We start from the raw sequence: 17,066 nt of genomic DNA, 5'->3' as shown, positions 1-17,066 counted from the left end.
TTTTATGGCGGATAAAGAGCTTAAGTTTTTGGTTGTGGATGACTTTTCCACCATGCGTCGCATTGTGCGCAACCTGCTGAAAGAGCTGGGCTTCAACAATGTTGAAGAAGCAGAAGACGGGGTGGATGCGCTGAACAAGCTCCAGGCTGGCGGGTTTGGTTTTGTGATTTCCGACTGGAACATGCCGAACATGGACGGTCTCGAACTGCTGAAAACCATCCGCGCGGATGCAGGTATGGCCTCTCTGCCGGTACTGATGGTGACCGCAGAAGCGAAGAAAGAGAACATTATTGCCGCTGCACAGGCGGGCGCAAGCGGCTACGTGGTGAAGCCATTCACCGCGGCGACTCTGGAAGAGAAGCTCGGGAAGATCTTCGAGAAACTCGGCATGTGAGGTGATGGATATGTTGCAACCTGCTATGAAACCCGTTGAAGAACATTCGCCGAGCGACATTATTGCCCGCATTGGTAGCCTGACCCGCATGCTGCGCGACAGCCTGCGTGAGCTGGGGCTGGACCAGGCGATCGCCGAAGCGGCGGAAGCCATCCCTGACGCGCGCGACCGTCTGGACTACGTCGTGCAGATGACCGCGCAGGCGGCCGAGCGTGCGCTGAACAGCGTTGAAGCCTCGCAGCCGCACCAGGATGCCATGGAGAAGGGTGCGAAAGCGCTGAGCAAACGCTGGGATGAGTGGTTTGAGAACCCTATTGAGCTGGCGGATGCCCGCGAACTGGTAACGGATACCCGTCAGTACCTGGGTGACGTGCCGGGCCACACCAGCTTCACTAACGCCCAGCTGCTGGACATCATGATGGCGCAGGATTTCCAGGACCTTACCGGCCAGGTGATCAAGCGCATGATGGATGTGATTCAGGAGATTGAACGTCAGCTGCTGATGGTGCTGCTGGAGAACATTCCGGAACCGGCTGCCCGTCCGAAACGCGAGAACGAAAGCCTGCTCAATGGTCCACAGCTTGACACCAGCAAAGCGGGCGTGGTGGCAAGCCAGGATCAGGTGGACGATCTGCTGGATAGCCTTGGTTTCTGATTGCCCGTTCTGCCTCAGGTCGTTAACGCGGCCTGAGGCAGCTCAGAACAAAAACAGCGAAAAGAGCCCGAATAAACGGGCTTTTCCCGCCATTGGATTTTCTCTGCGCTGGCATGATACCCGTGAATTAATGGGCTGCGAGCAGGCACAGTGGCAGAAGAGAACGACGACAAAACAGAAGCCCCCACACCCCACCGACTTGAAAAAGCCCGTGAGGATGGGCAGATCCCCCGATCCCGAGAGCTGACATCCCTGCTGATCCTGGTGGTGGGCGTCTGCATAATCTGGTGGGGCGGGGAGATGCTCGCCCGCAGACTGGCGGGAATGCTCTCTGCTGGCTTACGTTTTGATCACAGCATGGTCAATGACCCCAATCTGATCCTCATTCAAATCATCAACCTTGTGAAAAGCGCGATGATCGCCTTGCTGCCGCTGATCGCGGGCGTGGTCATCGTGGCCCTTGTTTCGCCGGTCATGCTCGGTGGCCTGGTGTTCAGCGGTAAATCGCTGCAACCGAAATTCTCCAAGCTCAACCCGCTACCCGGTATTGCGAAAATGTTCTCCGCGCAAACCGGGGCTGAGCTTCTTAAAGCGATCCTGAAATCGCTTCTTATGGGCAGTACAGCCGGGTTTTTTCTGTGGCACCACTGGCCGGAGATGATGCGCCTGATCAGCGAGTCCCCGATGACGGCGATGAAAAATGCCCTGAACCTGGTCGGGTTATGCTCGCTGCTGGTGGTACTGAGCATTATTCCGATGGTGGCGTTCGACGTTATCTTCCAGATCTATTCCCATATCAAAAAGCTGCGAATGTCGCGTCAGGACATCCGCGATGAATATAAACAGATGGAAGGCGACCCCCACGTTAAGGGCCGTATCCGGCAGATGCAGCGTGCCGCCGCGCGTCGGCGCATGATGGAAGATGTGCCGAAAGCCGACGTCATCGTCACCAACCCGACCCACTACTCCGTGGCGCTTCAGTACGACGAAAACAAAATGAGCGCGCCGAAAGTGGTGGCGAAAGGGGCCGGGCTGATTGCGCTGCGCATTCGTGAAATCGCGACGGAAAACCGCGTACCGATCCTGGAAGCACCGCCGCTGGCCCGTGCGCTGTATCGCCACGCGGAAATTGGACAACAGATCCCGGGCCAGCTCTACGCCGCTGTCGCAGAGGTGCTGGCCTGGGTGTGGCAACTGAAACGCTGGCGTTTAGCGGGCGGTCAACGACCTGTAAAACCTGAGAACCTTCCGGTGCCTGAAGCACTGGATTTTTTGAACGAGAAGGACACTGATGGCTAATCTGGTGGCAATGTTGCGCCTGCCCGGCAACCTGAAATCGACGCAATGGCAGATCCTTGCCGGACCGATTCTGATCCTGCTAATTCTGTCGATGATGGTGCTGCCGTTACCGGCATTTATTCTCGACCTGCTTTTCACCTTCAACATTGCGTTGTCCATCATGGTGTTGCTGGTGGCGATGTTCACCCAGCGCACGCTGGAGTTCGCCGCGTTTCCAACGATCCTGCTGTTCACCACGCTGCTGCGTCTGGCGCTGAACGTTGCCTCCACGCGTATCATCCTGATGGAAGGGCACACCGGCGCGGCGGCGGCGGGCAAGGTGGTCGAAGCCTTCGGTCACTTCCTGGTGGGCGGCAACTTCGCCATCGGTATCGTGGTGTTCGTCATTCTGGTGATTATCAACTTCATGGTTATCACTAAAGGTGCGGGGCGTATCGCAGAAGTAGGCGCGCGCTTCGTGCTCGACGGGATGCCGGGTAAGCAGATGGCCATCGACGCCGACCTGAATGCCGGGCTGATCGCGGAAGATGAAGCAAAAAAACGCCGTGCCGAAGTGACCCAGGAGGCAGATTTCTACGGCTCCATGGACGGTGCGAGTAAGTTTGTGCGCGGTGACGCCATCGCGGGCATTCTGATCATGGTGATTAACGTAGTCGGCGGCCTGCTTGTCGGCGTGCTGCAACACGGCATGGACATGGGCCACGCAGCGGAAAGCTATACGCTGCTGACCATTGGTGATGGTCTGGTGGCGCAGATCCCGGCGCTGGTAATCTCCACCGCGGCGGGTGTGATTGTGACCCGCGTCAGCACCGATCAGGATGTAGGCGAGCAGATGGTGGGGCAGTTGTTCAGCAACCCGCGCGTTATGCTGCTCTCCGCGGCGGTACTGGGCCTGCTCGGTATGGTGCCTGGCATGCCAAACCTGGTATTCCTGCTGTTTACTGCCGCGCTGCTGGGCCTTGCCTGGTGGATGCGTGGCCGTGAAACGCAGCCTAAGGCAGAGCCAGCGCCGGTCAAAATGCCTGAGAACACCCAGGCGGTGGAGGCCACCTGGAACGACGTTCAGCTCGAAGATTCGCTGGGGATGGAAGTGGGGTACCGCCTGATCCCGATGGTGGATTTCCAGCAGGATGGTGAACTGCTTGGCCGTATCCGCAGCATTCGTAAAAAATTCGCCCAGGATATGGGCTTCCTGCCGCCGGTGGTCCACATCCGGGACAACATGGATCTCCCGCCCGCGCGCTATCGCATCCTGATGAAAGGGGTAGAAATCGGCAGCGGTGATGCGTACCCCGGCCGCTGGCTGGCAATTAACCCGGGCACGGCCGCAGGCACGTTGCCGGGTGAGCAGACGACCGACCCGGCCTTTGGTCTGGCGGCAATCTGGATTGAGAGCGCTCTGAAAGAGCAGGCGCAGATCCAGGGTTACACGGTTGTTGAGGCCAGTACCGTGGTGGCGACGCACCTCAACCATCTGATTGGCCAGTTCTCTGCGGAACTGTTTGGTCGTCAGGAGGCGCAGCAGCTGCTCGACCGCGTAACGCAGGAGATGCCGAAACTGACCGAAGATTTAGTGCCGGGCGTGCTGACCTTAACCACCCTGCATAAAGTGCTGCAAAACCTGCTCGACGAGAAGGTGCCCATTCGCGATATGCGTACCATCCTTGAGACGCTGGCCGAACATGCGCCGCTGCAAAGCGATCCGCACGAACTGACGGCGGTGGTACGCGTGGCGCTCGGACGCGCCATTACCCAGCAATGGTTCCCGGGAACCGGCGAAGTGCAGGTCATTGGCCTGGATACGCCGCTGGAACGGCTGCTGCTTCAGGCGTTGCAGGGCGGTGGCGGGCTGGAGCCGGGTATGGCGGACAGATTACTGGCGCAAACCCAGGAGGCGCTGGCGCGTCAGGAGATGCTGGGCGCGCCGCCGGTGCTGCTGGTGAATCATGCGCTGCGTCCGCTGCTATCGCGCTTCCTGCGCCGGAGCCTGAACCAGCTGGTGGTACTGTCGAATATGGAGCTGTCCGATAACCGCAATATTCGCATGACGGCGACCATAGGAGGGAAATAATGCGGAAGTGGCTGTGGATCTTACTTTTCCCGCTGGCGGCGCAGGCCGCAGGCGAGGGGGCATGGCAGGCCAGCAGTATAGGCTTAACGCTCAACCATCGCGGGGAGTCGATCTCCTCCCGTCCGTTGTCCGCCTCTGAGCCCGTGTCCGGGCAGATGACGCTGGTGGCCTGGAATTACACCCTGACGGGACCCACACCAGCCGGGTTGCGAGTGCGGCTGTGCTCGCTGACCCGCTGCGCGGAAATCGAGGGACAAAGTGGCACCACCCAGGCCTTCAACGGGGTGTCTGCTCAGGAGCCTTTACGCTTTATCTGGGAAGTGCCAGGCGGTGGACGTCTGATCCCGGCGCTGAAAGTTCAGCGCAACGAGGTGCTCGTCAACTACCGCTAACTGCCTGCCTTTTCACCAGCCTTCAGGCATTTCTGAAGGCTGGCTCGCAAAAATGACCTTCCCTTTTGATACAAAAGAAACGCTGTTTTATAAATCAGTGACACGCGTATTGACACTCTTTGCATTTTTGCCATTCACCCCTTTGTGATGGCAGAAACAGAAAGGTATCAACAGGTCGATACTTTTACTGTAGCCGTGTAAAAACTCCCGGACGAGGTTTGCTTACAGGGAGTCTCCCAAAACTGATTAGGGTTGACGGCAATGAAAACACGTAAAATTGGACTCGCAAATTATCTTGCTTACGGGTCAGGGGACTTCCTCGGGGCGGGAACCACCGCCCTGACGGCCGCCTGGCTTTTGTATTTTTATACCACCTTCTGTGGACTCACACCGATTGAAGCAACCTTTATCTTCGCCGCCGCAAGGGTGCTGGATGCGGTTGTCAGCCCGTTAATGGGCTTTTTAACCGATAACTTTGGCACCACCTGGCTGGGCAAGCGTTTTGGCCGTCGTAAGTTCTTCATCCTGCTCGGTATTCCCTGCGTTTTCAGCTACTCGCTGATGTGGGTAGGGGACATGAGTTTCTGGTACTACCTGCTGACCTATCTGATCTTTGATATCGTCTACACCATGATCCTGGTGCCATACGAAACGCTGGTGCCGGAGATGACGGACGATTTCAAACAGAAAACCAAATTCTCCGGGGCGCGTATCTCTATGGCGCAGATGTCCGCTATTCTGGCTTCCTTCCTCCCGGGGATCCTGCTCACGCATTTCGGCAAAGACAACGCGATCTCCTTCTTCTATGCAAGCCTGGTCTTCTCCGTACTCTGCGCACTGATGCTTACGTTCGTCTGGTTCTTTACCTGGGAGCGCCCGCGGGAAGAGTGGTCTGAAGCGGCCCTGCGTGCTGAAGAAGAGAAGAAAAAGCTGACCCTTGGGCAGAGCCTGAATCGCCTTTTTGTTGAATTAAGTTCGACGCTGCGTATCAAGATTTTCCGCCAGCATCTGGGGATGTACCTTGGCGGCTACATCGCACAGGACGTCTTTAATGCCGTGTTTACCTATTACGTGGTATTTGTGCTGATGCAGGAGGCGTCAATGGCGTCCAACCTGCTGGGCACGATGGCCATCTTCCAGTTCCTCGCCGTGATCGGCATGATCCCGCTGTGCATTCGCTTCGGACCTGCGCCGTCTTACCGCATGGTGGTCGTGCTGTTTGGCCTGGCCTCGCTCTCTTACGCGGTGCTTTATTACGCGGGCCTGAGCGACGTTTACGCTCTGCTGCTGCTGATCTCTGCGGTTGCCGGTCTTGGTCGCGGGGGGATCAACTACGTACCGTGGAATACCTACACCTACATTGCTGACGTGGACGAAGTGATCACCGGTCAGCGTCGCGAAGGGATCTTCGCGGGCATCATGACGCTGACCCGTAAAGCGTCCCAGGCCGGTGCGGTAATGCTGGTGGGGATCGTGATGCAGGTGTCTGGCTTTGTCAGCGGTCAAAAAGTGCAGCCTGCGGAAGTGAGCCACACCATTCTGATGATCCTGAGCGTCGGCACCATTCTGGTACTGTTCTGCGGCTTCCTGGTCTCCCTGCGCTTCAAACTCAATTTGCAGACCCACAGCACCCTGCGTGAAGAGACCGCGAAAATGCGCGAGTCCGGCCATGCGATGCCAGAGGCGGTGACCCCGCAGGCCCGCGCCACCGTGGAGATGCTGGCCGGTATGCCGTATGAATCCCTGTGGGGCAACAACAATATCGGTTATCTGAATCGCAATAAGCCGGCGGCCCCTTCGCTGAAGGATCGCGCGGTACTGAATTCGACATACAACAGAGGTTAAGATGATGAAAGTTTGGCCTGTCAAACATAGCCCATTACTGCGTCAGCCTGAGCGCTTTATCGCCAGGGATGAGCTGAAATCGCTGATTCAAAAGGTGACGCATAACCTGGTCAATATCCACGACAAAACGGGTGAGTTTTTACTGCGGCTGGACGACGGGCGCGTGATCGACACCAAAGGCTGGGCCGGATGGGAATGGACCCACGGCGTCGGTTTATACGGTATCTGGCAGTATTACTGCCAGACCGGTGACGAAGGCATGCGCGAGATTATCGACAGCTGGTTTACTGACCGTTTCGCTGAAGGCGCAACCACCAAAAACGTGAATACCATGTCGCCGTTCCTGACGCTGGCGTATCGCTACGAAGAGACCAAAAACCCGGCCTGGCTGCCGTGGCTGGAAAGCTGGGCGGAATGGGCGATGAATGAGATGCCGCGCACCGAACATGGTGGCATGCAGCACATCACCCTGGCGGAAGAGAACCATCAGCAAATGTGGGATGACACGCTGATGATGACGGTGCTGCCGCTGGCGAAAATCGGCAAGCTGCTGAACAAGCCGGAGTACGTCGAGGAGGCGATCTATCAGTTCCTGCTCCACGTACAGAACCTGATGGATCGGGAGACGGGGCTGTGGTTCCACGGCTGGAATTACGACGGCAATCACAACTTTGCCCGGGCCCGCTGGGCGCGTGGCAACAGCTGGCTGACCATCGTGATCCCGGATTTCCTCGAGCTGGTGGATCTGCCGGAAAACAACGCCGTTCGTCGCTATCTGGTGCAGGTACTGAACGCGCAGATCGCCGCACTGGCAAAATGTCAGGACGAGAGTGGCTTGTGGCATACGCTGCTGGACGATCCTGAATCTTATCTGGAGGCGTCGGCCACGGCAGGGTTTGCCTACGGCATTCTGAAAGCCGTGCGCAAGCGTTATGTCGGCGCAGAGTACGCAGAGGTGGCGGAGAAAGCGATTCGCGGTATCGTGAAAAACATCTCGCCGGAAGGGGAGCTGCTGCAAACCTCGTTCGGGACCGGGATGGGCAGCGATCTGGCGTTTTACCGCCAGATACCGCTGACCTCGATGCCGTACGGGCAGGCGATGGCGATACTGTGCCTGACGGAGTATTTGCGGAAGTATTTCTGATAATAAAAAACCCGGCGCTTGCCGGGTTTATTTTTTACATACGCTCTACGGTTTCGATACCCAGAGTATCCAGACCGAGCTTCAGGGTCTTCGCCGTCAGCTGCGCGAGCTTCAGGCGGCTGTGGCGCACCGCTTCGCTCTCGGCAGAGAGGATAGGGCAGTGTTCGTAGAAGCCAGAGAACAGACCGGCCAGATCGTACAGGTAAGCACACATAACGTGCGGCGTACCGTCACGCGCGACCACGGAGAGCGTCTCTTCGAACTGAAGCAGGCGGGCAGCCAGCTGTGCTTCACGGTCTTCGGTAATAGACACCGTAGCATTCGCCAGCACGCTTTCGTCGATATTGGCTTTACGGAAGACGGAGAGTACGCGGGTGTAAGCGTACTGCATGTATGGCGCCGTGTTGCCTTCAAACGCCAGCATGTTGTCCCAGTCGAAGATATAGTCGGTGGTACGGTTCTTGGAGAGATCCGCGTATTTCACCGCGCCAATTCCCACCGCGTTAGCAAGTTTCTCCAGCTCGTCAGCAGGCATGTCCGGGTTCTTCTCGGCCACTAGGCGACGCGCGCGTTCCAGCGCTTCATCCAGCAGATCGGAAAGCTTCACGGTGCCGCCCGCACGGGTTTTGAACGGCTTACCGTCTTTACCCAGCATCATGCCGAACATGTGATGTTCCAGCGGCACGGAATCCGGCACATAACCCGCTTTACGCACGATAGTCCACGCCTGCATCAGATGCTGATGCTGACGGGAGTCGATGTAATACAGCACGCGGTCCGCATGCAGGGTTTCGTAACGGTATTTCGCACAGGCGATGTCGGTGGTGGTGTAAAGATAGCCGCCATCCTTTTTCTGGACGATCACGCCCATCGGTTCGCCTTCCTTGTTTTTATACTCATCAAGGAACACCACCGTTGCGCCTTCGCTTTCCACCGCCAGATTTTTAGCTTTCAGGTCCGCCACAATGCCTGGCAGCATCGGGTTATACAGGCTTTCACCCATCACGTCGTCACGGGTCAGGGTCACGTTCAGACGATTATAGGTAAGCTGGTTCTGGGACATGGTAATGTCCACCAGCTTGCGCCACATCTCGAGGAAGTACGGGTCGCCACCTTGAAGTTTCACCACGTAGCTGCGCGCGCGCTCGGCGAAGGCTTCGTCTTCGTCATAGTGCTTTTTGGCTTCACGGTAGAAACCTTCCAGGTCTGCCAGCGCCATTTCGCCTGCGTTTTCCTGCTGCTGTTTTTCCAGATACGCGATCAGCATGCCGAACTGCGTGCCCCAGTCGCCTACGTGGTTAGCGCGGATCACCTTGTGACCAAGGAACTCCAGGGTACGCACTGCCGCGTCACCGATGATGGTGGAGCGCAGGTGACCGACGTGCATCTCTTTCGCCACGTTTGGCGCGGAGTAGTCAACCACCACGGTCTGCGCTTCTGGCTGAGCCACGCCCAGACGGTCAGATTTCAGCGCCGCGTCAACGTGGCTTGCCAGGAATGCAGGCTCAAGGAAAATGTTGATAAAGCCTGGACCGGCGATTTCGGTTTTGCTGGCGATGCCGGTGAGATCCAGATGCGTCAGTACCTGCTCAGCGAGCTGTCGCGGCGGCATGCCCAGTTTTTTAGCCACTGCCATCACGCCATTAGCCTGATAGTCGCCAAACTGTACTTTCGCTGACTGACGAACCTGTGGTTCGCAATCCGCAGGCGCACCTGCGGCAATCAGTGCCTGACTGACTTTTTCTGAGAGAAGAGCCTGAATATTCACCTGGATACCTTACGTTTTTGATGCGGGTAAAAAACACCCACGCCAGTTTAAGAATTTAGGGCGGGAGTATACTGCAAATGCCTTCGGGCGTCAGCCCTGCGGGGGGCGAAGATCGCTCAGAATCCAGGCGAAGACGGTATGCATAATCATGCAGTCGAAAAAACCGTGATTCTGCGGTTGGTCGACAGGGGGCAACAGAGTAAATTAGCGGCTTTGCGACACGAAACGAGACTGACCTATGGCGAACTGGCACACCATTGACGAACTGCATGATATTTCCGCAGATTTACCGCGCTTCACCCAGGCGTTCACAGAACTTGCCACCCGTCTCGGGCTGGATATCGCGCCGCTTGAGGCCGATCACATCTCTTTGCGCTGCCACCAGAATGCCACCGCCGAACGCTGGCGGCGTGGCTTTGAACAGTGCGGAGAACTGCTGTCGGAGAATATCATTAACGGTCGCCCGATCTGCCTGTTCAAACTTCATGCGCCGGTAACGGTGGCGCACTGGCAATTCACCGTTGTGGAACTGCCCTGGCCAGGAGAGAAGCGTTATCCGCACGAAGGCTGGGAGCATATCGAAATTGTTCTGCCTGGGGAGCCCGAGACGCTGAACGCCCGTGCGCTGACGCTGCTTTCCGACGAGGGGTTAAGCCAGCCGGGTATTTTCGTCAAAACCAGCTCGCCAAAAGGGGAGCGCGAACGCTTACCGAACCCTACGCTTGCCGTAACGGACGGCAACGTGACGGTGAAATTCCATCCCTGGACTATCGAGCAGATCATCGCCAGCGAAGCGTAAGCATTGTGAGCGTCGATCCAGACACCAATCGGGCAACGTGCCACGATGGTACGTTGAGTGAAATTTAAGGAGGATGACATGGCGCTGCTGGAAATTTGTTGTTACAGCGTGGAGTGTGCCGTCACTGCGCAACGGCACGGGGCCGATCGCATCGAGCTTTGCGCGGCACCGAAAGAAGGAGGATTAACCCCGTCCTCTGGCGTGCTGAAATCAGCCCGTCAGGCCATCACTATTCCGGTGCACCCGATTATTCGCCCGCGCGGCGGTGATTTTTGTTATACGGCGGGTGAGTTCAGTGCCATGCTTGAGGATATCGCCCTCGTCCGTGATTTAGGTTTTCCGGGGCTGGTGATCGGTGTACTGGACGAAGACGGCAACATCGATCTTCCGCGTATGCGTCAGGTCATGCGCGCCGCCCGGGGGATGGCGGTCACTTTTCATCGTGCGTTCGATATGTGTCAAGATCCGATACAAGCCTTTGATACGCTGGCAGAACTGGGCGTGGCGCGCGTTCTGACGTCGGGCCAGCAGTCCTCGGCTGAAAAAGGACTGAAATTAATTACGGAACTAAAAGCACATTCCGGTGTTCCAATAATCATGGCGGGCGCAGGAGTACGCGCCAGCAATCTGGAACTGTTTTTAAACGCAGGGGTGGAAGAGCTGCACAGCTCAGCGGGTAAATGGATACCTTCACCCATGCGTTATCGCAATACAGGGTTGTCAATGTCGACGGATGCTGAAGCGGATGAGTACTCGCGCTACGGTGTGGATGGAGAGTCGGTTGCGGTAATGAAATCGTTGATTGAACGTCATCACGTGTAGCAACGTACCGGTTTTTACCGCGCATCATGTCGCCCAATATGATGCTTGCTTGTACCAGGCCCCTGCAAATTACACAGGGGCCTTTTTTTCTCCTTCATATTTCAAGCCGCAGCCGCGTTGGCCGCCTCGCTCACCCCGGTCACTTACTGATGTAAGCTCCCGGGGATTCGCTGCGTTGCCGCCTTGCTGCAACTTGAACTATTTTGGAGAAAACGTGCGACGCGTAGGCCGGGTAAGGCGCAGCCGCCACCCGGCACAAACTACGGCTTCGTCGCAATCAATACCGCACGCATCGGGGCCGGATAGCCTTCGATGGTTTTACTGTGATCGTCCGGGTCGAGGAATTGCTCCAGCGATTCGGTGATCATCCAGTCGGTGCGACGCTGTTCTTCAATCGACGTCACGCACACATCGGCGATGCGTACATCGACAAACCCACATTTCTCCAGCCAGTTCTTCAGCGCCAGCGCGGAAGGGATGAAGTAAACGTTGCGCATCTGCGCATAGCGATCGCCCGGCACCAGAACGGCATGTTCATCGCCTTCGATAACCAACGTTTCGAGCACCAGTTCGCCGCCGCTGACCAGCTGATCTTTCAATTGCCAGAGATGCTCCAGCGGGGAACGACGGTGGTACAGCACGCCCATCGAGAAAACGGTATCAAAGGCTTTCAGGGCAGGGAGTTGCTCGATACCCAGCGGCAACAGGTGCGCACGCTGGTCGTTACCCAACAGCTTACGCACCGCTTCAAACTGGCACAGGAACAGCTGCATCGGATCGATACCGACGACCAGATGCGCGCCTGCGCCGATCATGCGCCACATGTGATAGCCGCTACCGCAGCCCACGTCCAGAATGGTGCGCCCGGTCAGGTCGGATAAATGCGGCAGAACGCGATCCCACTTCCAGTCAGAGCGCCACTCGGTGTTGATGTTTACGCCGTAAAGTGAAAACGGCCCTTTGCGCCACGGCATCAGGTTACGCATCAGCGTTTCGATGCGGTTGATCTGCCCGGCCGGGAGCGGCTCTTCGCTCTCCGCCGTCACGCTGTGCAGTAAATCCAGACGATGAGGCGTCAGTTCAGGCAGAAACTCCACGGCGTTGGACCACTGCTTCAACAGACCATGCTGCTGATCGCGCTGCCAGGTGGCAATTTGCGCAGGCAGGGTTTCCAGCCAGTGGGAAAGATGGTTTTTGGCAATCAGCTGATAGAAATTACCGAACTCGATCATGCTGCGTCTCCGGCTTTCAGCGCCACCAGAGAACCAAAGTTAAAGCACTGGAACCACAGTTCGCTGTGTTCAAATCCGGCTTTGCGCAGGCGCGCTTTGTGGGTTTCTACGGAATCCGTCAGCATGACGTTTTCAAGCATGCTGCGCTTCTGGCTGATCTCCAGCTCGCTGTAGCCATTTGCACGCTTGAAATCATGGTGCATGTTGAACAGCAGTTCGCCCACGCTGGCGTCTTCAAAGCTGAATTTCTCAGACAACACCAGCGCGCCGCCCGGGTTAAGGCCTTGATAAATTTTATCCAGCAACCGCTGACGATCGTCCGGCACCAGGAACTGAAGGGTAAAGTTCAGAACCACCATCGAGGCGTTCTGGATGTCGATATCGCGGATATCGCCTTCTACCACCTCCACAGGCGTAGGGGCTTTATACGCGTCAATGTGGCGACGGCAGCGTTCGACCATGGCCGGTGAGTTATCGACAGCCACAATCTTGCAGCCTTCGTGATGAACGTTACGACGAATGGACAGCGTTGCCGCTCCCAGCGAACAGCCCAGGTCATAGACCTGCGTGCCGGGTTGAACAAAACGCTCCGCCAGCATGCCGATCATGGAGATAATATTGGAATAACCGGGAACAGAGCGCTGGATCATATCCGGGAAGACTTCGGCTACCCGTTCATCAAAGGTCCAGTCGCCCAGGCTGGCGATAGGCGCGGAAAAAAGCGTGTCGCGATCTGACATAACGTAAAAATCCGGGAAAAATAAAGGGGCATATTGTGCGCTAATGGAAGGAGAAAACCAACTCCCACGGCATATACCAAAGGTTAGCCAGCACCATCAGCAAAAGCGAGCACCAGGTCGCGCTCATGCCGGAACGACGCCAGCGGATCAGGCGGTGGTGAAAACCATAATAATGCATCAAACGCCCTGCTATCAGCAGCAGCCCGCAGACGTGCACCATCCAGGTTTCAGCGCCATCCATCTCCATTAACAGCAGTAAAATTAACGCGACGGGAATGTACTCGACCGCGTTGCCGTGGATCCGGATTGCGCTTTGCAGCTCAGAAAAGCCCCCGTCACCGTACGAGACGCGGTACTGCATTCTCAGGCGCACAACATCAAATGAAAACTTAATCAGCAGTAATGCACCTAACACCGCATACAGCGCGCTGACCATACTAACTCCCTGTTTTTGGCAGATGGCACGTCTCTATGATAGGGGGTGATTTCAGAAAAGAGAAGATTGTTGTGGGATGGACGGCGCGGGGCCAACCGACGGAACCGCCTGCTGCAAGGCCTGCCAGAGAGCATCGACCAGTTCAGGCGCCTGTGCGATATCCGGCGTATGTAAAAAAAGGTACGGCGTGGTGGTGTGCTCCCATTTCGCCAGCGTTTGCAGCCAGACGGCGAACATCTCTTCATTTTGCTGCATGTTATCGCTGCCGATAAACCGGACCATCGGGTTCTGCGCCGTTACGATCGCATGGACGGGCACTTTCGGTTTTTTGCGCTGGGCATCAACAACGGCTTCGCTGTGCGGGATTGCGCTGTGCACGGGGCGGCTGTCGAGGATCACGCGGTTGACCGATCGTTCATGCAGGCCGCGATTGAGCGCTTTCTCCGCGTCGCCTTTGGCAAAGAATTCCGGATGCCTCACTTCTACGCCGTAGGTGAAATCAAGTGGCAGGGCCTCGAGAAACTGCCAGAGGGCGGGCAGGTCGCGTGGGCCAAACGTGGCGGGAAGCTGGAGCCAGTACTGGCCAATACGGTTGGCCAGAGGCGACATCCGGGTGAAAAACTCGTGGGTTAAATCATCGCAGTTGCGCAGCGCGGCGTTGTGGGAGATGGTCGCCGGGAATTTAAAGCAAAAGCGGAAGTCGTCGGTGGTTTGCTCGCGCCAGCGTTCGACGATCTCCGCGCGGGGCAGAGCGTACAGCGTGGTATTGCCCTCCACGCAGTTAAAGTGTCGGGCATACTCTTCAAGGTTGGTAATACCCAGGCGCACCCATTTCGGGTGCGACCACTGGGGCAGGCCCACGTACATCATAGCGCGCTGAGGATCTCATCCGTGCTGCGCACGCGACCGATACGCGGGAAGATATGGGTCATGCTGCCCTGGTGCTGATCCGCAGAGGCTGCGCTGCACGCATCTTCCGCGATCACCAGGTTAAAGCCCAGCTCCCAGGCGTTACGGGCGGTGGATTCCACACCAATGTTGGTGGAGATCCCGCACAGAATAATCGTGTCGATCCCGCGACGGCGCAGCTGGAGCTCCAGGTCGGTGCCGTAGAATGCGCCCCACTGGCGTTTGGTGACTTCTATATCGCTGTCGCGTTTACCGAGCGAGACAGGATATGTCCACCAGTTGTCCGGCAGCGCCTGCGCCGGGGCCTGAGCATCAACCGGCTGTTTTAACGCTTCGGCGAAATCAGCGGACCAGCCGACGCGCACCATAACAACAGGCGAGCCGCTGGCGCGGCATTTTTCTGCCAGGCGCGCAGCGCGGCTGACCACATCGTCAGCGGTGTGCGGACCACCGGCAAAAGGCAGAATGCCTTCCTGTAAATCAATGACCACAAGGGCGGTTTTGGTGGCATCAAGTGTAAACATCGTCGCTCCCGTTAAATGATTGCTTTTCTACACCTTACGACGTGATGGCCTGTTATCGGTCGGATAATTTTGTTAATTTTTGTGAGAATAGGCAGTAAGAGTTCAGCAAACGCGCGTCAGGCCGTGCTTCGCTCTTATCGTGCGGCAGAATTTCCAGTATAATAGCCGCCTTTTTTCATCCAGTTGTGACATACAGAAAGCTGCGACATCGTAGCCTGCGAGACAGGCGACAATCAGCCTGCGGCTAATTAAGGGATATCTCATGCGTACAGAATATTGCGGGCAGCTGCGTCAGTCCCACGTCGGGCAGCAGGTCACCCTGTGTGGTTGGGTCAATCGTCGTCGCGATCTTGGTAGCCTTATCTTTATTGATATGCGTGACCGCGAAGGTATCGTTCAGGTGTTCTTCGATCCGGATCGCGCTGATGCGTTGAAGCTGGCTTCTGAGCTGCGCAATGAGTTCTGCATTCAGGTGACGGGCACCGTGCGTGCGCGTGACGAGAAAAACGTCAACGCCGACATGGCGACCGGCGCTATCGAAGTGCTGGCGTCCGATCTGACGATCATCAACCGCGCGGAAGCGTTGCCGCTGGACTCCAACCACGTCAACACCGAAGAAGCGCGTCTGAAATACCGCTACCTGGATCTGCGTCGTCCGGAAATGGCTCAGCGCCTGAAAACCCGTGCGAAAATCACCAGCCTGGTGCGCCGTTTTATGGATGACCACGGTTTCCTTGATATCGAAACCCCGATGCTGACCAAAGCCACGCCGGAAGGCGCGCGCGATTACCTGGTGCCATCCCGCGTCCATAAAGGCAAATTCTATGCGCTGCCGCAGTCTCCACAGCTGTTCAAACAGCTGCTGATGATGTCTGGCTTCGATCGCTACTATCAGATCGTGAAATGCTTCCGCGACGAAGACCTGCGCGCTGACCGTCAGCCAGAATTTACCCAGATCGATGTGGAAACCTCCTTCATGACCGCTGAGCAGGTGCGTGAAGTGATGGAAGCCCTGGTACGTAGCCTGTGGAACGACGTGAAAGGCGTCGAACTGGGCGATTTCCCAATCATGACCTTCGCGGAAGCCGAGCGTCGCTACGGCTCCGACAAACCAGACCTGCGTAACCCGATGGAGCTGGTGGACGTGGCAGACCTGGTGAAAGCCGTTGAGTTCGCGGTCTTTGCTGGCCCGGCTAACGATCCGAAAGGCCGCGTGGCGGCACTGCGCGTGCCGGGCGGAGCGGCTCTGAGCCGTAAGCAGATTGACGACTACGGCAACTTCATCAAGATCTACGGCGCGAAAGGTCTGGCCTATATTAAAGTGACCGAGCGTGCGAAAGGTCTGGAAGGTATCACCAGCCCGGTTGCGAAATTCCTGAACGCGGACATCGTGGAAGCGATCCTGGAGCGCACCGGCGCGCAGGACGGCGACATGATCTTCTTCGGCGCAGACAACAAGAAAGTGGTTGCGGATGCGATGGGCGCGCTGCGTCTGAAGCTCGGCAAAGACCTGAACCTGACCGACGAAAGTAAATGGGCGCCGCTGTGGGTGATCGACTTCCCGATGTTTGAAGACGACGGTGAAGGCGGCCTGACCGCGATGCACCACCCGTTCACCTCGCCAAAAGACATGACGGCTGCCGAGCTGAAAGCGGCACCGGAAGAGGCCGTCGCCAACGCCTACGATATGGTCATCAACGGCTACGAAGTGGGCGGTGGTTCCGTGCGTATTCACAGCGGCGAAATGCAGCAGACCGTGTTTGGCATCCTGGGCATCAACGAACAGGAGCAGCGCGAGAAGTTTGGCTTCCTGCTGGACGCCCTGAAGTACGGTACCCCTCCGCACGCGGGTCTGGCTTTCGGTCTTGACCGTTTGACCATGCTGCTGACCGGCACCGATAACATCCGTGATGTGATCGCCTTCCCGAAAACCACCGCAGCGGCGTGTCTGATGACTGAAGCGCCAAGCTTTGCCAACCCGGCCGCGCTGGCTGAGCTGGGCATTGAGGTGGTGAAGAAGGAAGAGAAAAACTGAT

General features: G+C 57.1%; 16 protein-coding genes. 10 read left to right on the top strand and 6 right to left on the bottom strand.

Annotated elements, in window-relative coordinates:
- Positions 1 to 4 precede the first annotated feature (4 nt).
- From cheY to SK47_RS13155, 7 genes are all read left to right on the top strand, one after another.
- The gene (cheY, locus tag SK47_RS13185; protein ID WP_000763862.1) at positions 5 to 394 is read left to right on the top strand and encodes a chemotaxis response regulator CheY; all 390 of its coding nucleotides are present in this window, start codon (positions 5 to 7) and stop codon (positions 392 to 394) included.
- A gap of 10 nt (positions 395 to 404) precedes the next feature.
- A complete protein-coding gene (gene cheZ, locus SK47_RS13180; protein ID WP_003859718.1) occupies positions 405 to 1,049 on the top strand; it encodes a protein phosphatase CheZ in 645 nt (214 codons plus the stop codon).
- A gap of 150 nt (positions 1,050 to 1,199) precedes the next feature.
- Positions 1,200 to 2,348 (top strand): flagellar biosynthesis protein FlhB, encoded by a 1,149-nt coding sequence (gene flhB / locus SK47_RS13175; protein ID WP_003859720.1) that lies wholly within the window; start codon positions 1,200 to 1,202, stop codon positions 2,346 to 2,348.
- A complete protein-coding gene (flhA, locus tag SK47_RS13170; protein ID WP_048244458.1) occupies positions 2,341 to 4,419 on the top strand; it encodes a flagellar biosynthesis protein FlhA in 2,079 nt (692 codons plus the stop codon). The genes flhB and flhA overlap by 8 nt, the downstream gene beginning before the upstream one ends.
- Positions 4,419 to 4,811, top strand: a complete 393-nt coding sequence (locus tag SK47_RS13165) for a flagellar protein FlhE (protein ID WP_003859725.1) — start codon at positions 4,419 to 4,421, stop codon at positions 4,809 to 4,811. Before flhA ends, SK47_RS13165 begins: the two co-directional genes overlap by 1 nt.
- Positions 4,812 to 5,072: 261 nt before the next feature.
- A complete protein-coding gene (locus tag SK47_RS13160) occupies positions 5,073 to 6,656 on the top strand; it encodes an MFS transporter (RefSeq protein WP_048244456.1) in 1,584 nt (527 codons plus the stop codon).
- A gap of 4 nt (positions 6,657 to 6,660) precedes the next feature.
- Entirely contained in the window at positions 6,661 to 7,800 is a 1,140-nt protein-coding gene (locus SK47_RS13155) for a beta-galactosidase BglB (protein ID WP_048209383.1), read from the top strand.
- 34 nt (positions 7,801 to 7,834) lie between these two features.
- Here SK47_RS13155 and argS read toward each other — a convergent pair whose 3' ends face one another.
- A complete protein-coding gene (argS, locus tag SK47_RS13150) occupies positions 7,835 to 9,568 on the bottom strand; it encodes an arginine--tRNA ligase (protein WP_032609527.1) in 1,734 nt (577 codons plus the stop codon).
- Positions 9,569 to 9,806: 238 nt separating this feature from the next.
- On the opposite strand from argS, the gene SK47_RS13145 reads away from it, so the two are divergent.
- Positions 9,807 to 10,367 carry a VOC family protein gene (locus SK47_RS13145; protein WP_045896070.1) on the top strand — a complete coding sequence of 187 codons (561 nt, stop codon included), beginning with the start codon at positions 9,807 to 9,809 and terminating at the stop codon, positions 10,365 to 10,367.
- A 78-nt stretch (positions 10,368 to 10,445) separates the two neighbouring features.
- A complete protein-coding gene (cutC, locus tag SK47_RS13140; protein ID WP_023324878.1) occupies positions 10,446 to 11,189 on the top strand; it encodes a copper homeostasis protein CutC in 744 nt (247 codons plus the stop codon).
- A gap of 260 nt (positions 11,190 to 11,449) precedes the next feature.
- Here cutC and cmoB read toward each other — a convergent pair whose 3' ends face one another.
- From cmoB to SK47_RS13115, 5 genes are read right to left on the bottom strand one after another with little or no spacing between them, the layout of a single operon-like run.
- Positions 11,450 to 12,421 carry a tRNA 5-methoxyuridine(34)/uridine 5-oxyacetic acid(34) synthase CmoB gene (gene cmoB / locus SK47_RS13135; protein ID WP_003859733.1) on the bottom strand — a complete coding sequence of 324 codons (972 nt, stop codon included), beginning with the start codon at positions 12,419 to 12,421 and terminating at the stop codon, positions 11,450 to 11,452.
- Complete coding sequence (gene cmoA / locus SK47_RS13130) at positions 12,418 to 13,161, bottom strand: carboxy-S-adenosyl-L-methionine synthase CmoA (protein WP_003859735.1); 744 nt, start codon at positions 13,159 to 13,161, stop codon at positions 12,418 to 12,420. Before cmoA ends, cmoB begins: the two co-directional genes overlap by 4 nt.
- Positions 13,162 to 13,201: 40 nt before the next feature.
- Positions 13,202 to 13,597, bottom strand: coding sequence for an MAPEG family protein (locus SK47_RS13125; protein ID WP_003859737.1), 396 nt, complete (start codon positions 13,595 to 13,597; stop codon positions 13,202 to 13,204).
- Positions 13,598 to 13,648: 51 nt separating this feature from the next.
- Complete coding sequence (locus tag SK47_RS13120; RefSeq protein ID WP_023314350.1) at positions 13,649 to 14,467, bottom strand: DUF72 domain-containing protein; 819 nt, start codon at positions 14,465 to 14,467, stop codon at positions 13,649 to 13,651.
- On the bottom strand, positions 14,464 to 15,030 hold the full coding sequence (locus tag SK47_RS13115; protein WP_017384353.1) for a hydrolase: 567 nt from the start codon (positions 15,028 to 15,030) through the stop codon (positions 14,464 to 14,466). Before SK47_RS13115 ends, SK47_RS13120 begins: the two co-directional genes overlap by 4 nt.
- A 262-nt stretch (positions 15,031 to 15,292) precedes the next feature.
- On the opposite strand from SK47_RS13115, the gene aspS reads away from it, so the two are divergent.
- Entirely contained in the window at positions 15,293 to 17,065 is a 1,773-nt protein-coding gene (aspS, locus tag SK47_RS13110) for an aspartate--tRNA ligase (RefSeq protein WP_021240440.1), read from the top strand.
- Position 17,066 lies beyond the last annotated feature (1 nt).

Origin of the sequence: Enterobacter sp. BWH52 (assembly GCF_001037565.1) — a bacterium.
GTDB lineage: Bacteria > Pseudomonadota > Gammaproteobacteria > Enterobacterales > Enterobacteriaceae > Enterobacter > Enterobacter hormaechei_C.
This window is presented reverse-complemented; position numbering and strand designations above follow the sequence as displayed.